Annotated in this window: 24 protein-coding genes; all 24 read left to right on the top strand. The window is 62.2% G+C overall.

All coding sequences use genetic code 11. The features are described 5' to 3' along the window. The first annotated feature begins 44 nt into the window (after window positions 1–44). The 24 genes from ACGYLI_RS00485 (at window position 45) to ACGYLI_RS00370 (ending at window position 21567) form a co-directional block, all read left to right on the top strand. Complete coding sequence (locus ACGYLI_RS00485) at window positions 45–1985, top strand: acetyl/propionyl/methylcrotonyl-CoA carboxylase subunit alpha (protein WP_394416267.1); 1941 nt, start codon at window positions 45–47, stop codon at window positions 1983–1985. Then, complete coding sequence (locus ACGYLI_RS00480; RefSeq protein ID WP_067263402.1) at window positions 1982–2650, top strand: glutathione S-transferase family protein; 669 nt, start codon at window positions 1982–1984, stop codon at window positions 2648–2650. The genes ACGYLI_RS00485 and ACGYLI_RS00480 overlap by 4 nt, the downstream gene beginning before the upstream one ends. A 31-nt stretch (window positions 2651–2681) precedes the next feature. Then, a complete protein-coding gene (locus tag ACGYLI_RS00475) occupies window positions 2682–3536 on the top strand; it encodes a hydroxymethylglutaryl-CoA lyase (protein WP_394416265.1) in 855 nt (284 codons plus the stop codon). A 1-nt stretch (window position 3537) separates the two neighbouring features. After that, the gene (locus ACGYLI_RS00470) at window positions 3538–4320 is read left to right on the top strand and encodes a crotonase/enoyl-CoA hydratase family protein (protein ID WP_394416263.1); all 783 of its coding nucleotides are present in this window, start codon (window positions 3538–3540) and stop codon (window positions 4318–4320) included. 162 nt (window positions 4321–4482) lie between these two features. Continuing rightward, window positions 4483–4848: an NADH-quinone oxidoreductase subunit A gene (locus ACGYLI_RS00465; RefSeq protein WP_067263411.1), complete on the top strand. Its 366-nt coding sequence runs from the start codon at window positions 4483–4485 to the stop codon at window positions 4846–4848. Then, on the top strand, window positions 4839–5453 hold the full coding sequence (locus ACGYLI_RS00460; protein WP_231886322.1) for an NADH-quinone oxidoreductase subunit B family protein: 615 nt from the start codon (window positions 4839–4841) through the stop codon (window positions 5451–5453). The genes ACGYLI_RS00465 and ACGYLI_RS00460 overlap by 10 nt, the downstream gene beginning before the upstream one ends. Window positions 5454–5554: 101 nt before the next feature. Next, window positions 5555–6184, top strand: coding sequence for an NADH-quinone oxidoreductase subunit C (locus ACGYLI_RS00455; protein ID WP_136720172.1), 630 nt, complete (start codon window positions 5555–5557; stop codon window positions 6182–6184). Then, window positions 6184–6357 carry a hypothetical protein gene (locus ACGYLI_RS00450; RefSeq protein ID WP_271687645.1) on the top strand — a complete coding sequence of 58 codons (174 nt, stop codon included), beginning with the start codon at window positions 6184–6186 and terminating at the stop codon, window positions 6355–6357. The genes ACGYLI_RS00455 and ACGYLI_RS00450 overlap by 1 nt, the downstream gene beginning before the upstream one ends. Then, a complete protein-coding gene (locus ACGYLI_RS00445) occupies window positions 6357–7601 on the top strand; it encodes an NADH-quinone oxidoreductase subunit D (RefSeq protein ID WP_322327941.1) in 1245 nt (414 codons plus the stop codon). Before ACGYLI_RS00450 ends, ACGYLI_RS00445 begins: the two co-directional genes overlap by 1 nt. A gap of 79 nt (window positions 7602–7680) precedes the next feature. Next, entirely contained in the window at window positions 7681–8832 is a 1152-nt protein-coding gene (locus ACGYLI_RS00440; RefSeq protein ID WP_394416261.1) for an NADH-quinone oxidoreductase subunit E, read from the top strand. A 92-nt stretch (window positions 8833–8924) separates the two neighbouring features. Beyond that, entirely contained in the window at window positions 8925–9797 is an 873-nt protein-coding gene (locus tag ACGYLI_RS00435; protein ID WP_394416259.1) for a hypothetical protein, read from the top strand. A gap of 18 nt (window positions 9798–9815) precedes the next feature. Continuing rightward, window positions 9816–10049: a DUF5337 domain-containing protein gene (locus ACGYLI_RS00430; RefSeq protein ID WP_067263425.1), complete on the top strand. Its 234-nt coding sequence runs from the start codon at window positions 9816–9818 to the stop codon at window positions 10047–10049. A gap of 5 nt (window positions 10050–10054) precedes the next feature. Then, window positions 10055–11350, top strand: a complete 1296-nt coding sequence (gene nuoF / locus ACGYLI_RS00425; RefSeq protein ID WP_209218008.1) for an NADH-quinone oxidoreductase subunit NuoF — start codon at window positions 10055–10057, stop codon at window positions 11348–11350. Window positions 11351–11488: 138 nt separating this feature from the next. Then, complete coding sequence (locus ACGYLI_RS00420; RefSeq protein WP_394399795.1) at window positions 11489–11815, top strand: hypothetical protein; 327 nt, start codon at window positions 11489–11491, stop codon at window positions 11813–11815. Between the two features lie 120 nt (window positions 11816–11935). Further along, window positions 11936–12346, top strand: coding sequence for a DUF5333 domain-containing protein (locus tag ACGYLI_RS00415; RefSeq protein WP_322327938.1), 411 nt, complete (start codon window positions 11936–11938; stop codon window positions 12344–12346). A 4-nt stretch (window positions 12347–12350) separates the two neighbouring features. Then, window positions 12351–14366 carry an NADH-quinone oxidoreductase subunit NuoG gene (nuoG, locus tag ACGYLI_RS00410; protein ID WP_394416257.1) on the top strand — a complete coding sequence of 672 codons (2016 nt, stop codon included), beginning with the start codon at window positions 12351–12353 and terminating at the stop codon, window positions 14364–14366. A 5-nt stretch (window positions 14367–14371) separates the two neighbouring features. Continuing rightward, on the top strand, window positions 14372–14746 hold the full coding sequence (locus ACGYLI_RS00405; RefSeq protein ID WP_067263450.1) for a hypothetical protein: 375 nt from the start codon (window positions 14372–14374) through the stop codon (window positions 14744–14746). Between the two features lie 6 nt (window positions 14747–14752). Further along, entirely contained in the window at window positions 14753–15793 is a 1041-nt protein-coding gene (gene nuoH, locus ACGYLI_RS00400) for an NADH-quinone oxidoreductase subunit NuoH (protein WP_067263452.1), read from the top strand. Between the two features lies 1 nt (window position 15794). Then, the gene (nuoI, locus tag ACGYLI_RS00395) at window positions 15795–16289 is read left to right on the top strand and encodes an NADH-quinone oxidoreductase subunit NuoI (RefSeq protein ID WP_067263454.1); all 495 of its coding nucleotides are present in this window, start codon (window positions 15795–15797) and stop codon (window positions 16287–16289) included. Continuing rightward, window positions 16286–16702, top strand: a complete 417-nt coding sequence (locus ACGYLI_RS00390) for a carboxymuconolactone decarboxylase family protein (RefSeq protein ID WP_093926559.1) — start codon at window positions 16286–16288, stop codon at window positions 16700–16702. Before nuoI ends, ACGYLI_RS00390 begins: the two co-directional genes overlap by 4 nt. Next, entirely contained in the window at window positions 16699–17301 is a 603-nt protein-coding gene (locus tag ACGYLI_RS00385; protein ID WP_067268146.1) for an NADH-quinone oxidoreductase subunit J, read from the top strand. Before ACGYLI_RS00390 ends, ACGYLI_RS00385 begins: the two co-directional genes overlap by 4 nt. A 261-nt stretch (window positions 17302–17562) precedes the next feature. Then, window positions 17563–17868: an NADH-quinone oxidoreductase subunit NuoK gene (nuoK, locus tag ACGYLI_RS00380; protein WP_007119508.1), complete on the top strand. Its 306-nt coding sequence runs from the start codon at window positions 17563–17565 to the stop codon at window positions 17866–17868. A gap of 4 nt (window positions 17869–17872) precedes the next feature. Beyond that, window positions 17873–20005 (top strand): NADH-quinone oxidoreductase subunit L, encoded by a 2133-nt coding sequence (gene nuoL, locus ACGYLI_RS00375; RefSeq protein WP_394416255.1) that lies wholly within the window; start codon window positions 17873–17875, stop codon window positions 20003–20005. Continuing rightward, window positions 20005–21567, top strand: coding sequence for an NADH-quinone oxidoreductase subunit M (locus ACGYLI_RS00370; RefSeq protein ID WP_271687634.1), 1563 nt, complete (start codon window positions 20005–20007; stop codon window positions 21565–21567). The genes nuoL and ACGYLI_RS00370 overlap by 1 nt, the downstream gene beginning before the upstream one ends. Window positions 21568–21581: the final 14 nt, after the last annotated feature.

Here is a 21581-nt window from a genome sequence, read left to right as displayed (position 1 = left end):
CCCCCCGAAATATTTGGAGCAGAAAGAGATGAAAAGGGTAGGGCATGTTTGACACGATCCTGATTGCGAACCGGGGTGAGATTGCTTGCCGGGTGATGGAAACGGCGCAGGCCATGGGGGTGCGCTGCGTGGCGGTGTACTCGGACGCGGATGCGGGCGCGAAACATGTCGCCATGGCGGATGCCGCGGTGCATATCGGCGGCTCGACGCCGGCGGAAAGTTATCTGAAGGGCGATGTGATCATCCAAGCCGCGCTCGATACCGGCGCGCAGGCGATCCATCCGGGCTACGGGTTTCTCAGCGAGAACCCCGATTTCGTGGAGGCGGTGGAGGCCGCAGGGCTGACTTTTATCGGCCCCTCGGCCAAGGCGATCCGGGCCATGGGCCTCAAGGACGCCGCCAAGGCGCTGATGGTCGAGGCGGGCGTGCCCGTGGTGCCGGGCTATCACGGCGCCGATCAGGACGATGCGCTGCTGGCCCGCGAGGCCGAGAAGATCGGTTACCCGGTGCTGATCAAGGCCGTGGCAGGCGGCGGCGGCAAGGGCATGCGGCTGGTCGAGGAGGCCAAGGGGTTTCAGGCGGCGTTGGAGTCTGCGCGCTCCGAGGCCAAAACCGCCTTCGGCAACCCGGACGTGCTGGTCGAGAAATTCGTCACCAAGCCGCGCCACATCGAGGTGCAGGTCTTTGGCGACGGCACCCATGCGGTGCATCTCTTCGAGCGCGACTGCTCGCTCCAGCGCCGCCACCAGAAGGTGATCGAGGAAGCGCCCGCGCCGGGCATGACGGAAGAGATGCGCGAGGCCATGGGCCAAGCGGCGGTGCGCGCAGCAGAGGCCATCGGCTATGCCGGTGCCGGGACGGTAGAATTCATTGTCGACGGCTCGGGCGGGCTTTCGACCGACGGGTTCTTCTTCATGGAGATGAACACGCGGCTTCAGGTGGAGCATCCGGTGACCGAACTGGTCACCGGGGTCGATCTGGTGGAATGGCAGCTGCGCGTGGCGGCGGGCGAGGCGCTGCCGAAAGCGCAGAATGAACTGAGCCTCAGTGGCCATGCCTTCGAGGCGCGGCTCTACGCCGAGGACGTGCCGAAGGGTTTCCTGCCCGCCACCGGGACGCTGACGCATCTGTCCTTCACGCCCCAGACCCGCGCCGACAGCGGCGTGCGTGCGGGCGACACGATCAGCCCATTTTACGATCCGATGATCGCCAAGGTCATCGTGCACGGGCCCACGCGGGACGTGGCGCTGTCGCGCTTGCGCGCGGCACTGAAGGGGTGTGAAGTTGGCGGTACGGTCACCAACCTCGCCTTCCTCGGTGCGCTGGCCGAGCACGAGGGTTTCGCCAAGGGCGACGTGGATACGGGCCTGATCGCGCGGGACATCGAGGCGCTGACGGCGCAGCCCGATGTGCCGGGGCGGCATTTCGCTCTGGCCGGGATGGCAGCGCTTGGCTTGCTGGAGCCGCAGCCGGAGGCGGGCTTCAACCTCTGGCGGCCGCTGCGGCATCAGGTGATGCTGGGCCGTGACGGCGAAGAGCATCTGCTGAAGGTGCGTGTGCTCTCGGAGGACGTGCAACTCTGGTCCGTGGGGGACAGCGAAGTCCGCGCCGAACGGATTGCCGGACGTTGGATAATCGACGGCCATGTCGCGCCCCCGGTCTCGGTTGCCGGTGAAGTGGTCACGGTCTTCGACGCCTATGGCATTGCCTTTGACGTGATCGATCCGCTGGCGCGTGCCGCGGCAGCGCATGGCGACGGCAACATCGTCGAGGCCCCGATGCCGGGCCTTGTCCGCGCCATCGACGCCGAGGTCGGTCAGAGCGTTACCAAGGGCGACCGTCTGGCGGTGCTCGAGGCGATGAAGATGGAGCATTCGCTGCTCGCCGCGCGCGATGGCGTGGTGGCCGAGGTGCTCGCACAAGCGGGCGATCAGGTCGAGGCCGGGGCCGCGCTGGTTCGTCTGGAAGCCGAGGAGGGCGCATGATCACGCTGCACCACTGTCCGCAGACACGTTCGATGCGCACTCTTTGGCTGCTTCATGAACTCGACGACGTGGAGTTTCAGGTCAAGATGCATGCCTTCGACCGCAGCCTACGCGATCCGGAATACCTCGTATTGTCGCCCGCGGGCCGGGTGCCGGCGCTGGAGATCGACGGCGAGCGCATGTTCGAGACCGGGGCGATCACCCAGTACCTCTGCGAGCGCTACAGCCCCGACCGCATGGGCCGCTCGGTCGGCAGCCCGGACCGCATGGCATGGCTGGTCTGGGTGCATTTCGCCGAGACCATCAGCCAGCACACCGCAGCACTCACCCAACAGCATATCGCCCTGCGCGAGGATCACATGCGCAGCCCCATCGTGATGAAGCTCGAAGCGGCGCGGATTGGCAAGTGCTACGACGCGCTCGAGGCGCGGCTCTCGACGCCATTGGAGAACCGCGACTACCTGCTGACCTCCGGCTTTTCTGCCGCCGACATCTCGGTCGGGCAAGCGGTCTACATGGCGCGGCATTTCGTGAAATTGGATGACCACCCCTCGGTCGCGGCGTGGTATGAACGGATCACGGAGCGCGAGAGCTTCGCACAGGCGCTGCCCGAGGGGGCGAAGCTCTACGAGAAGGATTTCTACGCGCCATGGCCGATTGAATGACCATGGCCCACACAGGGAAGGAGTGCGGCCAATGAGCCTTGGACCATGTGAGATTTTCGAGGTCGGCCCCCGCGACGGGCTGCAGAACGAGAAACGCGAGATCCCCGTGGCCGAGAAGGTGGCGCTGGTGGACAAGCTGAGCGCCGCGGGCTTTGCCCGCATCGAATGCGCCAGTTTCGTCAGCCCCAAGTGGGTGCCGCAGATGGCCGGTTCGGGCGAGGTGCTCTCCGGTATCACGCGTGCCGAGGGCGTGCGCTACGCGGCGCTGACACCCAACTTGCGCGGCTATGAAGATGCGCTGGCCGCGAAGGCCGACGAGATCGCCATTTTCGCCTCCGCCTCCGAAGGGTTTAGCCAGAAGAACATCAACGCCAGCATCGACGAGGCTTTCGAGCGCTTCGCCCCGATCCTCGAAGAGGCCCGACACGTGGACATGCCGGTGCGCGGCTATGTCTCCTGCGTGGTGGAATGCCCCTATGACGGCAAGGTTGATCCCGGGGCCGTGGCCCGCGTGGCCGACAAGCTCTTCGCCTTGGGCTGCTACGAGATCTCTCTCGGCGACACCATCGGCGCGGGCACGCCCGACAGTATCGCGCGGATGCTGCTGTCGGTGCGCGACGTGGTGCCCGCAGGGCGGCTTGCGGGGCATTACCACGACACCCATGGCCGGGCGATCGCCAATATCGACGCCTCATTGTCGATGGGCCTGCGGGTCTTCGATGCCGCCGTGGGCGGCTTGGGCGGCTGTCCCTATGCGCCGGGGGCGGCGGGCAATGTCGCCACCGAGGCGGTGAACAAACATCTGACGGCGCTTGGCTATGACACCGGCGTCGATCAGGCGGTGGTCGAAGAGGCCGCCGAAATGGCACGGGCAATGCGAGGCTGACATGTACGAGACTTTGACGATCGAAACCGACGCACGCGGGGTGGCCACGCTCACCCTGAACCGGCCGGAGAAGCACAATGCGATGTCCGCGCAGATGCTGGCCGACCTGACCGCGGCGGCAGGCAGGCTGGCCGAGGATGACGCGGTGCGCGTCGTAGTTTTGACCGGGGCGGGCAAATCCTTCTGCGCGGGCGGCGATCTGGGCTGGATGCGCGACCAGCGCGATATGGATGCCGAAACACGCTCGGCGGAGGCGGGTAAGCTGGCGACGATGCTGGGCGCGCTTAACGCGCTGCCGAAGCCGGTGATCGGCAAGCTGCAGGGCAATGCCTTCGGCGGCGGCGTCGGCATGGCCTCGGTCTGTGATGTGGCCGTGGGGGTCGATACGCTAAAGATGGGCTTCACCGAGACCCGTCTGGGCATCATCCCGGCCACCATCGGACCTTATGTGCTGGCGCGGATGGGGGAGGGGCGCGCGCGGCGGGTCTTCATGTCGGCGCGTCTGTTCGATGCGGCGGAGGCTGTCGATCTGGGGCTGTTGGCCCGCGCCGTTCCGGCGGATGAACTTGACGCGGCCGTCGAGGCCGAGGTCGAGCCTTACCTCTCCTGCGCGCCCGGGGCGGTGGCGGCGGCCAAGAAGCTGGCGCAGGACTTGGGTGGAATCGCCACGCCCGAGGCGGTGGAAATGTCTATCAACGCCCTCGCGGCGCGTTGGGAAACCGATGAGGCCGCCGAGGGAATCGGTGCCTTCTTCGACAAGCGCAAAGCCGCTTGGGTGGTCTAGCTCAAGGCTTTGGCGAAATGGCTCTATTGCGGGCCCGTGGGCGGCATTAACCGGGCTTGGCCCGTTGACCCTACCCACGGGCAGAGTTAAACCCGTTCCAAGTTTGTCTGCGCGGGCTTTTGGCCTTTGCCTCATGCCGCGCACCGCGAAAGGAGCATCCCCTTGGACGACATGCTGCGGGAATACCTGCCCATCCTCGTTTTTCTGGCTGTGGCGATTGGCCTTGGCCTCGTGCTGATCCTCGCCGCTGTGGTCGTGGCCGTGCGCAATCCTGACCCGGAGAAGGTCTCGGCCTATGAATGCGGGTTCAACGCATTCGACGATGCGCGGATGAAGTTTGACGTGCGTTTTTATCTGGTTTCGATCCTCTTCATCATCTTCGACCTCGAAATCGCCTTCCTCTTCCCATGGGCCGTGGCCTTCAAAGAGGTGAGCATGGTGGGCTTTTGGTCAATGATGGTGTTCTTGGGCGTGCTGACGGCGGGCTTCGCCTATGAATGGAAGAAGGGAGCGCTGGAATGGCAGTAAAAGATGACGCACTCGTCACCCCGGTGATGGGCGATGGCCACCAAAGCCCACGGGTGAAATCCGGTGCCTCCGCCCCTGCGGCCTACGGTCAATATGGCGCGGGGCCGGACCCTGAGTTCGCCACCCAAAGCCTGAATGCCGAGTTGCAGGACAAGGGGTTCCTGCTGACTTCGACCGAAGACATCATCAACTGGGCGCGCACCGGCAGCTTGCACTGGATGACCTTCGGTTTGGCCTGCTGCGCGGTAGAAATGATGCACAGCTCCATGCCGCGCTATGACCTTGAGCGTTTCGGCACAGCACCACGCGCCTCTCCGCGCCAGTCGGACCTGATGATCGTCGCGGGCACGCTGACCAACAAGATGGCCCCGGCGCTGCGCAAGGTCTATGACCAGATGCCAGAACCGCGCTATGTGATCTCGATGGGGTCCTGCGCCAATGGCGGCGGTTACTATCACTACAGCTATTCGGTCGTGCGCGGCTGTGACCGCATCGTGCCGGTCGATGTCTATGTGCCCGGCTGCCCGCCGACGGCGGAAGCACTGCTTTATGGTATCCTCCAGCTGCAGCGCAAAATTCGTCGCACCGGGACGATCGTGCGCTAAGGCAACCGCCTGCGCCGCAAGCGGGGCAGGCAGAAGGACAAAGCGCTAAAGGCGCGGGACAGTGAGATGGCGTTGATCGGCGCGTGGAAGGAAGATTTGCGATGAGCGAACAACTGCAGGAACTTGGGGCCTATATCGAAGCCAAACGCCCCGATTGCGTGCTCGGATGGGATGTCACCAAGGGTGAATTGAACATGGATGTGGCGCTGGCCAATGTCGCCGGGCTTGTCGAGTTCCTCAAAGGTGACCCGACCTGCCGTTTCTCGACTTTGGTGGACATTACGGCAGTGGATTATCCGGGCCGGGCCAAGCGCTTTGACGTGGTTTACCACTTCCTGTCGATGTATCAGAACCAGCGCATCCGCCTGCGCGCCGCCGCGCGGGAGAAGGACATGGTGCCCTCGATCACCGGCGTGCACCCCAGTGCTGATTGGTTCGAACGTGAAGTCTTTGACATGTTCGGCATCCTCTTTTCCGGTCACCCGGATCTGCGCCGCATCCTCACGGACTATGGTTTCCGCGGGCACCCGCTGCGCAAGGATTTTCCGACCACGGGCTATACCGAGGTGCGCTATGACGAAGGCGCCAAACGCGTGGTCTATGAGCCTGTGAGCCTCGTTCAGGAATACCGCCAGTTCGACTTCATGTCGCCATGGGAAGGGGCCGATTACATCCTGCCCGGCGACGACAAGTCGGCACCCGACGGTCATGTGAGCAAGGACGCGAAGTAATGGGCGGGTTCGGCTGGCTGATCCTCTCGGCGCTGACCGCCATTCCGATGGTCAAACTGCTGCCGTTCTTCGGCATCAACAAATACTGGGCGGTGGCCTGTCTGATCCCGCTGGGCACGATCGCCCTGCTGTGGTGGATGGGCATGAAGCTGCAAGAACTGGAGAAACGGTAATGGACGGCGACATTCGCACAAAAGCCTTTGACGACGGGTCGACCGACTTTGAGTCCGGCGAGCAGAAGATTCGCAACTTCAACATCAACTTCGGCCCGCAACACCCTGCCGCACACGGGGTTTTGCGTCTGGTGCTTGAGCTTGACGGTGAGGTGGTAGAGCGTTGCGACCCCCATATCGGCCTGCTGCACCGTGGCACCGAAAAGCTGATGGAAAGCCGCACCTATCTGCAAAACCTGCCGTATTTCGACCGGCTGGATTACGTGGCCCCGATGAACCAAGAGCACGCTTGGTGTCTGGCCATCGAAAAGCTGACCGACACGGTGGTGCCGCGCCGTGCCTCGCTGATCCGGGTGCTGTTCTCGGAAATCGGGCGCATTCTGAACCACCTTCTTAACATCACCACGCAGGCGCTGGACGTGGGCGCGCTGACGCCGCCGCTCTGGGGCTTTGAAGAGCGTGAGAGCCTGATGATCTTTTACGAGCGGGCCTGCGGCGCGCGTCTGCACGCGGCGTACTTCCGCCCCGGCGGCGTCCACCAAGACCTGCCGCCCGCGCTGCTGGACGATATCGAAGCTTGGTGCGAACAGTTCCTCAAAAAATTCATGGTCGACATCGACGAGCTGCTGACCGAGAACCGCATCTTCAAACAGCGCAACGTCGACATCGGCGTCGTCACCGAGGAGGATATCCTCAACTACGGCTTCAGCGGTGTGATGGTGCGCGGGTCGGGCTTTGCTTGGGACCTGCGCCGCGCGCAGCCCTATGAATGCTACGACGAATTCGACTTCCAGATCCCCGTGGGCAAGAACGGCGACTGCTTTGACCGCTACCTCTGCCGGATGGAAGAGATGCGCCAGTCGACCTACATCATCCAGCAGGCGATCGAGAAGCTGCGCGCCCCCGAAGGGCAGGGCGATGTACTGGCCCGGGGCAAGATCACCCCGCCGTCGCGCACCGCGATGAAGACCGACATGGAAAGCCTGATCCACCACTTCAAGCTTTACACCGAAGGGTTCCACGTTCCGAAGGGCGAGGTTTACTGCGCCGTCGAAGCGCCCAAGGGCGAGTTTGGCGTCTACCTTGTGGCCGATGGCTCCAACAAACCCTATCGCTCCAAAATCCGCGCGCCGGGCTTCTTGCACTTGCAGGCGATGGACCATGTGGCCAGCGGCCACCAGCTTGCCGATGTGGCCGCGATCATCGGCACCATGGACGTCGTCTTTGGAGAGATTGACCGGTGATGCCGCTGGCGTCACCCCGTTTTGAAGAAATTTACGCCGGGGGCTTCATTGGCCTCCGCCTGACCATAGGTTCGAACTAATGCTCCGCCGTCTACACCCTGACCAGCCCGACAGTTTTGCCTTCACGCCCGCCAACCAAGAATGGGCCGAAGCGCAGATCACCAAATACCCCGAAGGCCGTCAGGCCAGCGCGATCATCCCGCTTTTGTGGCGCGCGCAGGAGCAAGAGGGCTGGTTGACCCGCCCGGCGATTGAACATGTGTCGGAAATGCTGGGCATGGCCTATATCCGGGGCCTCGAAGTGGCGACCTTCTACTTCATGTTCCAACTGCAACCCGTTGGTTCCGTGGCACATATCCAAGTTTGCGGCACCACCTCCTGCATGATTTGCGGGGCCGAGGATCTGGTCGCCGTCTGCAAAGAGCGTATCGCCGCCAAGCCGCATGAGTTGTCGGCGGATGGGCGTTTTTCTTGGGAAGAGGTCGAATGCCTCGGTGCCTGTTCCAACGCCCCCATGGCGCAGATCGGCAAGGACTATTATGAAGACCTGACCACCGCGCGGCTGAACGAAATCCTTGATGAGTTGAGCGAGGGGCGCGTGCCCGTGCCCGGGCCTCAGAACGGGCGCTATGCCTCTGAGCCTCTAGGCGGGTTGACCAGCCTCACGGATCACGAAAGCGGGCGCACGCAGTATAACGCCAGCGCTCAGGCCGCGGTCGATATCGGCGATACGGTCAAGCGCATCGACGGCACCGAGGTGCCGCTGCTGACACCTTGGCAGCGCAAGCCCGACGCGCCGCAGCCTGAAACCGTGGAAGAGGTCGAAGCCGAAGAGCCGCGTCCCGCCGAGGGCGAAAGCGCCGACAAGACCGGCATCACCGAGCAGGAGGCCGAGGCCGCCTCGAAAAGCAAGCCGCGTTCCAAGCGCGACCCCGCGGGTGAAACCGTCGATGCCGCCGAGGCCGAGACCGACACCCCCGCGACGCCCGGCCAAAAGCCCGCACAGTTGGACGGCCCGCGTGAGGGCGGGGCGGATGATCTGAAAAAGATCAAAGGCGTCGGTCCGAAGCTGGAGCAGATGCTCAACGGCATGGGTTTTTACCACTTTGACCAGATCGCCCAATGGGGCCCTGAGGAGGTCGCTTGGGTCGACCAGAACCTCGAAGGGTTCAAAGGCCGCGTCAGCCGCGACAATTGGGTAGAGCAGGCCGCGCGCCTCGCAGAAGAATAAGACGGAGATTAACAACGGGCCAAGGACGGCACCCACACCACCCCGCAGAGCCATAAGCCGCATCGCCCGCATCAAGGGAGAGAAGGACAGTCATGACGGATATTTCGGAACGAGAAGCCTGCACCAAGCGCTGCTGGTGGCTGGGTGCCGGTGTCGGTTTGCTCGTGGCATTCCTGTTGCTGGCTTTCGGCATCTGGGGTCTGTTGATGTGTATTTTGGCCGGTGTGCTGGTGGCGGTGATCATGGGCTATCTGGCAATGACCCTGCTGTGCAAAGACGTGCCAGCCGCCGCACCGCACGACAACACCCGCAGCGCGGCGGCAGCATCGGTTGCGGCGGCGCCGACAGCATCGGACAGCGTCTCGCCAGCGGTGGGCACGGTCCCTGCCGGTGACGCGGGCATCGGGGCTGCGCGAAAGGCCAGCGCGCCGGTTGAGCCTGTGGCAGAGACACCGCCGACCGCGCCCGTCGCCGATACGGCTGCCGTTGAGGCCGCGCCGGATGATGTTGCCGAGGTCGATGTGGCGGGCGAGGAAGAACCCGCCGGAACCTCCGAGGAAACAACGCCGACGCCGCCCGTGGCCGACACAGCCGCCGTAGAAGCCGCCCCGGAACAGGTTGTCGAAGCCGAAGAAGCGCCCGCGGTGGTGACCCCCCCCGAAGAGACCGTTGAGACCGCGCCCAAGGGGGCGACAGGTGGCACATCGACCGATGGCAAACCCACGCTGCTCGACGCGCCGCGTGCGGGCGGGGCGGATGACCTCAAGCGCATTGGTGGCATCGGGCGGAAGCTGGAACAGACGCTGAATGAATTGGGCATCTTTCATTTCGATCAGATCGCGGCCCTTGAGGGGGAGGAAATCGACTGGGTCGATTCCCGTCTGCGTTTCAAGGGCCGCATCCGGCGCGACGATTGGATCGGTCAGGCCAAGGCTTTTGCCAGTGACGGCAAGGCCGAGGGCTGATCGGGGTAAGAGAGAGACATGAGCGAAGCCGAAGACAGAGCGCTTGCCCGCAAGGGCCGCACCGCAGGGCTGGTCATTGCCGTGACCATGTGCTTGTGGCTGGCCATGCAATGGGCCGGCCCGGCGCTTGGCCTGCCGGGACGTTATGCGCTGCTCTTCGACTTTGCTGCACTGGCCGCGCTTTTCTGGGCGATGGTCGTGATATATCAAATGTGGCAGGCCCGCCGGGCCAGCCGTGAGAACCAAAGGTAGGCATCATGCTTCAGGACAAAGACCGCATTTTCACCAACATCTACGGCATGCATGACCGCACCCTGAAAGGCGCGCAGGCGCGCGGCCATTGGGATGGGACTGCCGGGATCATTCAAAAGGGGCGCGATTGGATCGTCGACCAGATGAAAGCCTCTGGCCTGCGGGGCCGGGGTGGGGCGGGCTTCCCGACGGGGCTTAAGTGGTCCTTCATGCCGAAGGAAAGCGATGGCCGCCCGGCATACCTTGTGGTCAACGCCGACGAATCCGAGCCGGGCACCTGCAAAGACCGCGAGATCATGCGCCACGATCCGCATACGTTGATCGAAGGCTGCCTGATCGCCTCTTTCGCGATGAACGCGCATACCTGCTACATCTACCTGCGCGGCGAGTATATCCGCGAGCGCGAAGCCCTGCAGGCCGCGATTGATGAGGCCTATGAGGCCGGTCTGGTGGGCAAGAACGCCAGCAAATCGGGCTGGGATTTCGATATCTACCTGCACCACGGGGCAGGGGCTTACATTTGTGGCGAAGAAACCGCGCTGCTGGAAAGCCTCGAAGGCAAGAAGGGCATGCCCCGGATGAAACCGCCGTTCCCGGCGGGCGCGGGCCTTTACGGTTGCCCGACCACGGTGAACAACGTCGAATCCATCGCCGTGGTGCCGACCATTCTGCGCCGTGGCCCTGAGTGGTTCGCGGGCTTTGGCCGCGCCAATAACGCGGGCACCAAGCTGTTCGCGATCTCAGGTCACGTGAACAACCCCTGCGTCGTTGAAGAGGCGATGTCGATCTCCTTTGAAGAGCTGATCGAGACCCATTGCGGCGGCATCCGCGGCGGCTGGGACAACCTCAAGGCGGTGATCCCCGGCGGGTCGTCGGTGCCGCTGATCCCCGGCAAGGATATGCGCGACGCGATCATGGACTTCGACTACCTGCGTGAGCAGCGTTCGGGCCTCGGCACCGCGGCGGTGATCGTGATGGACAACTCGACGGACGTGATCAAAGCGATCTGGCGGCTGTCGAAGTTCTACAAACACGAAAGCTGCGGCCAGTGCACGCCCTGCCGCGAAGGCACCGGTTGGATGATGCGGGTGATGGACCGTCTGGTCTCGGGCGATGCCGAGCCGGAAGAGATCGACATGCTGCTCGACGTGACCAAACAGGTCGAAGGCCACACGATCTGCGCGCTTGGCGATGCGGCGGCTTGGCCGATCCAAGGTCTGATCCGCCACTTCCGTGATGAGATCGAAGATCGGATCAAACACAAGCGCACGGGCCGCGTCAGCGCGGTCGCGGCAGAGTGAAACCCTGCGCGGCGGCGGGCCTCACCGGCTTGACGCGTGACGCAGGAGCGGCGATAGCGGGCGCGCGCCAGGCGCGTCCGTCCACAATAGGCGCGGGGCGATCGGCAAGGCCGGGCCATGGCGCAGCGGAGTAGGTCTATGAAATATGCTTTGACGGTTCTGACGCTCAGCGCCCTGCTGGCGGGCTGCGCCAATGATGGCGAGCGAATTGCCTTTGACGGGCAGTATTTCAACACCAAACTGCGCAAGATCGACGGCCAGCGGGATGTCTTTCAGGTGACGGTCAAGGACGCCGGCAAATCCATCGACGGCGCCCGTGCAGCGGCGCGCTATGAGGCGGTGAAATACTGTGTCGGCAACTACGGCAACTCGAAAATCGACTGGACCTTTGGCCCCGATGCCCCGGCAAGCGCGCTGCGGTTCGATGGCGGGGCGCTGACCTTTCAGGGGCGCTGCCCCCAGTGATCGCATCGGCGACATATCGCGGGCCTGTGGGTCTTGGGGGCGGTGATATTGAATATCACGGCCTGCAATCTCCATCTGTCAGACGGGCCGTTCCGGCCCGCTGCATGAAGGAGAATTGATATGCGCACCCTGATGATCGCCGTGATGGGCCTGAGCCTCACCGCCGCCAGCGTGACACCGGTCGCCGCCAAACCGCCGCTGCGCGAGGTGGCCGCCATCGACGATGCGCTCTTGGACATGGGCGTCGCCGACATCATCCGCAAGAACTGCCCCGACATCAGCGCGCGGATGCTGCGCGCGGTCAAGATGGCTTGGGACTTGAAAGGCAAGGCAACCGATCTGGGTTACTCCGACGCCGAGATCGACGCCTATATTGATAGTGACGCTGAAAAAGCGCGCATGAGAGCGCGGGGCGCCGCGTTTTTCAAGGCGAAGGGGGTCGATACTTCGGACCCGCAAAGCTATTGTGCGCTCGGACGCGAAGAGATTCAAAAATCGAGCCGGATCGGTTCGTTACTGAAGGCAAAGTGAGCTTATGAGCGATATCCGCAAGATCATCATCGACGGTAAGGAAGTCGAAGTCGAAGGGGCGATGACGCTCATTCAGGCCTGCGAGCAGGTCGGCATCGAAGTGCCGCGCTTCTGTTACCACGAGCGTCTGTCGATCGCGGGCAACTGCCGCATGTGTCTTGTGGAAGTCGTCGGCGGGCCGCCCAAGCCCGCCGCCTCCTGCGCCATGCAGGTGCGCGACCTGCGCCCCGGTCCCGAGGGCCAGCCGCCGGTCGTGAAAACCAACTCGCCCATGGTCAAGAAGGCCCGCGAAGGCGTGATGGAATTCCTGCTCATCAACCACCCGCTCGATTGCCCGATCTGCGACCAGGGCGGTGAGTGCGACCTGCAGGACCAGGCGATGGCCTACGGCGTCGACTTCTCGCGCTACCGCGAGCCCAAGCGCGCGACCGAAGATCTCGATCTCGGCCCGCTGGTGGAAACCCATATGACGCGCTGCATCTCCTGCACCCGCTGCGTGCGCTTCACGACCGAGGTCGCGGGCCAGCACGTCATGGGCCAGACAGGCCGCGGCGAGGATGCGGAGATCACGACCTATCTCGGCGCGCTGATCGACAGCAACCTGTCGGGTAATATCATCGATCTTTGCCCGGTGGGCGCGCTGGTGTCCAAACCCTACGCCTTCACCGCGCGTCCGTGGGAACTCAGCAAGACCGAGAGCATCGACGTGATGGATGCGCTCGGCTCCAACATCCGCGTCGACACCAAGGGCCGCGAAGTGATGCGCTTCCTGCCGCGCAACCATGACGGCGTGAACGAGGAGTGGATTTCCGACAAGACCCGCTTCGTTTGGGACGGTCTGCGCCGCCAGCGTCTTGACACACCTTACATCCGGGAGAACGGCAAGCTGCGCAAAGCCAGCTGGCCCGAGGCGCTGAATGCCGCCGCCGCCGCGATGAAGGGCAAGAATCTGGCCGGTCTCATTGGCGATCTGGCCCCGGTGGAGGCGAGCTTCGCGCTGAAGCAGTTGATCGAAGGGCAGGGCGGTGTTGTCGAATGCCGCACCGATGGCGCGAAACTGCCCGCGGGCAACCGTTTCGGCTATGTTGGCAACGCGCGGATCGAGGATCTGGATGATGCCAAGATGATCCAGCTCATCGGCACGAACCCCGCCGTCGAGGCGCCGGTGCTGAACGCGCGTATCCGCAAGGCATGGAGCAATGGCGCCGAGATCGGCCTGATCGGCGAGGCGGCTGACCTGACCTATCCGCATCACCATCTGGGCAACGACCGCGCCACGCTCGACAAGCTGATGGGCAGCGACTTCGACGAAGTGCTGGAACAGCCTTCGGTGATCGTCGTGGGCCAGGGCGCGCTGCGCGAAGCCGATGGTTCGGCGGTTCTGGCGAAAGCGATGGAACTGGCCGAGAAGACCAAGAGCAAGCTGATGGTCCTGCACACCGCCGCCTCGCGCGTCGGTGCCATGGACATCGGTGCCGTGGCCGAAAACGGCATGGACGACGTGAACGCGGCAGAGGTGATCTACAACCTCGGTGCCGACGAGATCGAGATCGGCGAAGGCCCCTTCGTGATCTACCAAGGCAGCCATGGCGACCGCGGCGCACACCGTGCCGACATCATCTTGCCGGGTGCTGCCTATACCGAGGAGCCGGGGCTGTTCGTCAATACCGAAGGCCGTCCGCAGCTGGCGCTGCGCGCAGGCTTTGCGCCGGGGCAGGCGAAAGAGAACTGGGCGATTCTCCGGGCGCTTTCGGCTGAGATGGGCGCCCAACTGGGCTATGATTCCATTGCCGAGCTGCGCCGCAAGCTGACCGAGGCCGTGCCGCATCTGGCGAATGTCGATGAGGTGCCGGAAAACGAATGGAACGCGCTGCCTGAGGGCAAGCTGGGCGATGCGTCTTTCGCGCCTGCGGTGCGTGACTTCTATCTCTCCAACCCGATCGCGCGGGCCAGCCAGTTGATGGCGGAACTGTCGGCACTGGCCGCCGCGCGCCGGGCCGAGCCGATGGCGGCGGAGTGAGAACAATGGCGCTGGCCCCCTTGATGCTACTGGCCGCCTGCGAACCGCAGGTGCCGGTGGCCGAGGATTTTATCCCCGATTACAAGGGGGTCGAAACCCAGCTTTTGGACGGTGATTTGGTGCAATTCAACGTGGCGATGACCAAGGCGCTTTCAGCGCAAGACGTGTCGGACTACGCCGAATGTGCCGCCGCGCAATACACGCTGATCCGGGGCTACGGATTTGCGCGTCATGTGCGGACAAATGTGAGCGAAGAGGGTGGCATATGGCGGGCAGATGCTGTTTACACAATCTCGCCGAGCCTGCCCAAAGGCTTGAAGACAATTGATGCCGAAGTGACCGCGTTTCAATGCGCGGAACGCGGCATTCCGACGGTGTGAGGACTTATGGCTGATTTCTTTTACACGACCGGGCTTGGCATTGCCCTGCTGACGGTTGGGCAGGTGTTGCTGCTGGTGGTGCCGTTGCTGCTGGCGCTGGCCTTCCTCATGTATGCCGACCGCAAGATCTGGGCCGCCGTGATGATGCGCCGCGGCCCCAACGTTGTGGGCGTCTTCGGCCTGCTGCAGAGTTTTGCCGACTTCCTCAAATATATCGTTAAGGAAGTGGTGGTTCCGGCGGGCGCAGACAAGGGGGTCTTCTTCCTTGCGCCGATGATTTCTTTCGTCATGGCAATGATTGCTTGGGCGGTGATCCCGTTTAACGACGGTTGGATCCTGTCGGACATCAACGTGGCGATCCTCTATGTCTTCGCCGTCTCCTCGCTCGAGGTTTACGGCGTGATCATGGGCGGTTGGGCGTCGAACTCGAAATATCCCTTCTTGGGTTCCTTGCGCTCCGCCGCGCAGATGATCTCTTATGAAGTGTCGATTGGTCTGATCATCATCGGCGTGATCCTCTCGACCGGATCGATGAACTTCTCCTCCATCGTAGCGGCGCAGGACGGCGACTGGGGTCTGCTGAACTGGTACTTCCTGCCGCATTTCCCGATGTTGATCCTGTTCTTCATCTCGGCGCTGGCGGAAACCAACCGTCCACCGTTCGACCTTCCGGAAGCAGAATCGGAACTGGTGGCGGGCTATCAGGTGGAATATTCCTCGACGCCCTTCCTGCTCTTCATGATTGGCGAGCTGGTGGCGGTGGTGCTGATGTGCGCGCTGGTGTCGCTGATGTTCTTCGGTGGCTGGCTGTCGCCGGTGCCGTTCCTGCCCGATGGCTTCTTCTGGATGTTCATCAAGATGCTGATGGTCTTCTTCATGTTCGCCATGGTGAAGGCAATCACGCCGCGCTACCGCTATGACCAGCTGATGCGGCTGGGTTGGAAAGTATTCCTTCCCTTCTCGCTCTTCTGGGTGGTCTTCGTGGCATTCGCTGCAAAATTCGATTGGTTCTGGGGCATCTACGCCCGCTGGACCGTAGGGGGCTGATATGGCTGCGACTGATTACACCCGCGCCGCGAAATATTTCCTGCTGGCAGATTACGCCAAGGCGTTCATGCTGGGGATGCGCTATTTCTTTGCGCCGAAAACCACGCTGAACTACCCGCATGAGAAGGGGCCGCTGTCGCCCCGTTTTCGCGGGGAACATGCCCTGCGCCGTTATCCCAATGGGGAGGAACGCTGCATTGCCTGTAAGCTTTGCGAAGCGATCTGCCCCGCGCAGGCGATCACCATCGACGCCGAAGCCCGCGAAGACGGCAGCCGCCGCACCACGCGCTATGACATCGACATGACCAAATGCATCTACTGCGGTTTCTGCCAGGAAGCCTGCCCGGTGGATGCCATTGTCGAAGGTCCGAACTTCGAGTTCTCGACCGAGACCCGCGAAGAGCTTTACTACGACAAGGCCAAGCTTTTGGACAACGGCGAACGCTGGGAAGCCGAGATTGCCCGCAACCTCGAAATGGACGCGCCTTACAGATGAGCGACCCCAAGAACCCTTTTGATGCGATGATGAAGCAAGCGCAGGAGATGGCGAAAGCCTTTCCAGCGATGGATGCTTTTTCGCCCAAAGGGTTCGAGGCGATGATGGGCACCATGCCGAAGGAAATGATGGATTTCTGGTTCGGCGACACGGTCAACAAAGGCGGGCTGGACGCGCGGACGCGGCTCCTTCTGACCCTTGCCGGGCTGACCATGCAGGGCGCGCAGAATGACATGGCCCTTCGCCAAACCGTGCGCCACGCGCGCGAGGCGGGGGCCACGAAACAACATATCGTCGAGACGATCAGCCAGATGTCGGTCTTTGCCGGGCTTCCCGCGATGACCCGGGCCCTGGAACTGGCGCAATCGGTCCTAGACGAAGAAAAAGATACCAAGAAGGAAGACGGCGCATGACGGTCTTTTCATTTTACCTCTTCGCGATCAGCGTCATCACCGGCGGGCTGTTCACGGTGATCAGCCGCAACCCGGTGCATTCGGTGCTCTGGCTGATCCTGTCCTTCCTCTCGGCGGCGGGGCTCTTTGTTCTGCTCGGCGCGGAGTTCGTGGCGATGCTGCTGGTCATCGTCTATGTGGGCGCGGTGGCGGTGCTCTTCCTCTTCGTCGTCATGATGCTCGACGTGGACTTTGCCGAACTCAAGGCCGAGATGGCGCGCTACATGCCTTTGGCCTTGCTGATCGGGCTGGTGATTTTGATGCAATTCGTCATGGCCTTCGGCGCATGGGAACAGAGTGCGGCGGCGGAGAGCCTGCGGGCCAATGCGATTGACCCGGCACGGTTCAACACCGAAGCGCTCGGCCTGCTGCTTTATGATCGTTACTTCCTGCTGTTCCAACTGGCGGGTCTGATCCTGCTGGTGGCGATGATCGGGGCGATCGTGCTGACACTGCGTCACCGTAAGGACGTGAAGCGCCAAGACGTGGTGGCGCAGATGATGCGCGACCCGGCCAAGGCGATGGAACTACGCGACGTGAAGTCAGGGCAGGGCCTGTAACAGACGGAATTTTTTGATAATTCCGGGGCCGTTCTCTTTGAAAGAGAACGGCCGAACCAAGAGAGAGAAGGGACGTCGAAATGTCGAGAACAACAATCGTGGTACTGGTCGTGGTGTTGATCGTCGTGTTTTTCGGCGGCTACAGCTTTATCGGCTAAAGCATCGGCAATCCCGGTGGCAGCCGGGGCAAAGTGATACTAAAAGCCCCCTCAGATGGGGCGCGACCAAAGCCCATCAAGGGGCGGGAACGTAAGGGACGACATGATCGGACTTGAGCATTACCTGACAGTGGCGGCGACGCTGTTTGTCATCGGCATCTTCGGGCTATTCCTGAACCGCAAGAACGTGATCATTCTGCTGATGAGCATCGAATTGATGCTGCTCGCGGTGAACATCAACCTCGTCGCCTTTTCCAGCTTCCTTGGTGATCTGACGGGGCAGGTCTTCACGCTTTTCGTGCTCACCGTCGCCGCCGCCGAGGCCGCCATCGGCCTCGCCATTTTGGTCTGTTTCTTCCGCAACCGTGGCTCGATCGCGGTGGAAGATGTCAACGTGATGAAGGGCTGAGGCAATGGAAACCACGATCCTATTCGCCCCGCTGGTGGGTGCCATCCTCTGCGGTTTCGGCTGGAAGATCATAGGTGAGAAGGCCGCCCAGTGGGTCGCCACCGGGCTGCTGTTCCTTGCCGCCTTCCTGTCTTGGGTGGTTTTCTTGACGCTGGACGGCCCAGCCGAGCAAATTCAGATCCTGCGCTTTATTGAAAGCGGCACGCTGAGCACCGATTGGGCGATCCGGCTCGACCGTCTGACCGCGATCATGCTGATCGTCATCACTACGGTGTCGAGCCTCGTACATCTCTATTCCTTCGGCTACATGGCCCATGACGAGAACTTCCGTGATAACGAAAGCTATCGCCCTCGGTTCTTCGCCTATCTGTCTTTCTTCACCTTCGCGATGTTGATGCTGGTGACAGCCGACAACCTCGTGCAGATGTTCTTTGGTTGGGAAGGCGTGGGCGTGGCCTCCTACCTGCTGATCGGCTTCTACTTCCGCAAGCCGTCGGCCAATGCTGCGGCGATGAAAGCCTTTGTGGTCAACCGGGTGGGCGACTTTGCGTTCCTGCTGGGCATCTTTGGCCTTTACATGCTGACGGACTCGATCCGCTTTGACGATATCTTTGCCGCCGCACCCGATTTGGCCGAACAGTCTGTCACCTTCCTGTGGAACGACTGGAATGCGGCGAACCTGATCGCCTTCCTGCTGTTCCTCGGCGCGATGGGTAAATCGGCGCAACTGTTCCTGCACACATGGCTGCCTGACGCGATGGAGGGCCCGACGCCTGTGTCGGCGCTGATCCACGCCGCGACCATGGTGACCGCGGGGGTCTTCCTGGTCTGCCGCATGTCGCCCGTGATGGAATTCGCGCCCGAGGCGATGGGTTTCGTCACCGTGATCGGCGCCACCACTGCCTTTGTTGCCGCGACCATCGGCCTTGTGCAGACCGACATCAAACGCGTCATCGCCTATTCGACCATGTCGCAGCTTGGCTATATGTTCGTGGCCGCGGGCGTTGGCATGTATTCGGCGGCGATGTTCCACCTTTTCACGCACGCCTTCTTCAAGGCGATGCTCTTCTTGGGCGCGGGCTCGGTCATCCATGCGATGCACCATGAGCAGGACATGACCAACTACGGCGGTCTGCGCAAAAAGATCCCCTATACCTTCTGGGCAATGATGATCGGCACGCTGGCCATCACCGGCGTCGGGATTCCGCTCACGCATATTGGTTTCGCGGGCTTCCTGTCGAAGGACGCGATTATCGAGAGCGCTTGGGGCGGTGGGTCGATGTATGGCTTCTGGCTTCTTGTGATCGCCGCGGCGATGACGAGCTTCTACAGCTGGCGCCTAATCTTCTTGACCTTCTTTGGCAAGCCGCGCGGCAACAAGCACACGCATGAGCATGCGCATGAAAGCCCGATGGTCATGCTGATCCCGCTTGGCGTTCTGGCGCTTGGCTCGGTCTTTGCCGGGATGATCTGGTACGGCAGCTTCTTTGGTCACGCGGATCAAGTCGGCAAGTTCTACGGCATCCCGATGGCCGAGATGGCAGGCCACGGCGACGAACATGTCGAAGGGGCCGAGGATGACCACGGCGCAACTGGTCCGGTCGATGGCGACCATGGCGCGGATGCGCTGGTTGAAGGCCACCAAGACGCAGGCACGCATCACGAAGCCTTCGGCGGTGCACCGGGCGAGGGGGCGCTTTACTTCGCACCTGAAAACCATGTGCTGGAAGATGCCCATGCCGCGCCGAAATGGGTCAAGGTCTCGCCCTTCATCGCGATGCTGGCCGGTCTGGTCATGGCCCTGTGGTTCTACATCTGGAGCCCGACCGTCCCGGGACGGCTGGCGGCAAACCAACGCCCGCTTTACCTGTTCCTGAAAAACAAATGGTACTTTGATGAGGTTTACGACGTGATTTTCGTGCGTCCTGCCAAAACGATCGGCCGGTTCCTGTGGAAACGCGGCGATGGCACTGTGATCGACGGCACGCTTAATGGCATCGCCATGGGGATCATCCCCTTCTTCACCCGCCTCGCAGGTAAGGCACAGACGGGCTATATCTTCACCTATGCCTTCGCCATGGTTATCGGCATCGCCGTTCTGGTGACATGGATGACGATGAGCGGAGGAGCGAACTGATGGATACGCATCTGCTTTCAATCATCACATTCATTCCGGCATTCGCAGCCTTGATCCTTGCGGTCTTCCTGCGGGGCGATGATGCCGCCGCCGGGCGCAATGCGAAATGGTTGGCCTTCATCACCACGACGGTCACCTTCCTGATCTCGCTTTTTGTGCTGTTCGAGTTCGACCCGTCGAACACCGATTTCCAATTCGTGGATGAGGCCGACTGGCTTTTGGGCCTGAAATACCGCCTTGGTGTGGACGGGATTTCGATCCTTTTCGTGATGCTCACGACCTTCATGATGCCGCTGGTCATCGCGGCAAGCTGGAACGTCGAGCATCGCGTGAAGGAATATATGATCGCCTTCCTGCTGTTGGAGACCCTGATGCTGGGCGTCTTCATGGCGCTGGATCTGGTGCTCTTCTACCTCTTCTTCGAAGCGGGGCTCATTCCGATGTTCCTGATCATCGGCATCTGGGGCGGGAAAGAGCGGATCTACGCGAGCTTCAAATTCTTCCTCTATACCTTCCTCGGCTCGGTGCTGATGCTGGTGGCCATGGTGGCGATGTTTACCGAAGCAGGCACCACCTGCATCGGCGGCTGTGAGATCAGCCTGCTCACGCATAACTTCGGCTCCGAAAGCTTTGAGGTTCTGGGCATCCAGATCGTCGGCGGCATGCAAACGCTGATGTTCCTTGCCTTCTTCGCCAGCTTCGCGGTGAAAATGCCGATGTGGCCAGTGCACACTTGGCTGCCCGACGCCCACGTTCAGGCGCCGACGGCAGGCTCCGTGGTGCTGGCGGCGATCCTGCTCAAGATGGGCGGTTACGGCTTCTTGCGCTTCTCCTTGCCGATGTTCCCAGTGGGGGCCGAGGTGATGACGCCGCTGATACTGTGGATGTCGGCCATTGCCATCGTCTACACCTCGCTGGTGGCGCTGGTGCAGCAGGACATGAAAAAGCTGATCGCCTATTCCTCGGTGGCCCACATGGGTTTCGTGACCATGGGCATCTTTGCGGCCAACCAGCAGGGCGTCGATGGGGCGATCTTCCAGATGATCAGCCACGGTTTCATCTCCGGCGCGCTCTTCCTCAGCGTGGGCGTGATCTATGACCGGATGCACACCCGTGAGATCGACGCCTATGGCGGTCTGGTGAACCGGATGCCCGCCTATGCGCTGGTCTTCATGTTCTTCACCATGGCCAATGTGGGCCTGCCGGGCACCTCGGGCTTCGTGGGGGAATTCCTGACGCTGATGGCGACCTTCCAAGTGAACACTTGGGTGGCGGCCGTGGCCACGACGGGCGTGATCTTCTCGGCGGCCTATGCGCTGTGGCTCTATCGCCGCGTGGTGATGGGTGACCTGATCAAGGAAAGCCTCAAGGCGATCACCGATATGACTGCGCGTGAGAAATGGATCATTGCCCCTCTGGTGGCGATGACCCTGATCCTGGGCGTCTACCCGGCGCTGGTGCTGGACATGATCGGGCCCTCCGTGGCTGCCCTGATTGAAAATTACGACATGGCGCTGGAGGCGGCTGACACCGCCGTGCAGACCGCCGATGCCTCGCATTAAGAAGGACTTGGCGC

It is taken from the genome of Sulfitobacter sp. 1A13421, from assembly GCF_043557285.1.
In the GTDB taxonomy this organism is placed as follows: domain Bacteria; phylum Pseudomonadota; class Alphaproteobacteria; order Rhodobacterales; family Rhodobacteraceae; genus Sulfitobacter; species Sulfitobacter faviae.
Note: the sequence above shows the minus strand (reverse complement) of the source record. Positions and strands in the feature narration are given on the sequence as shown.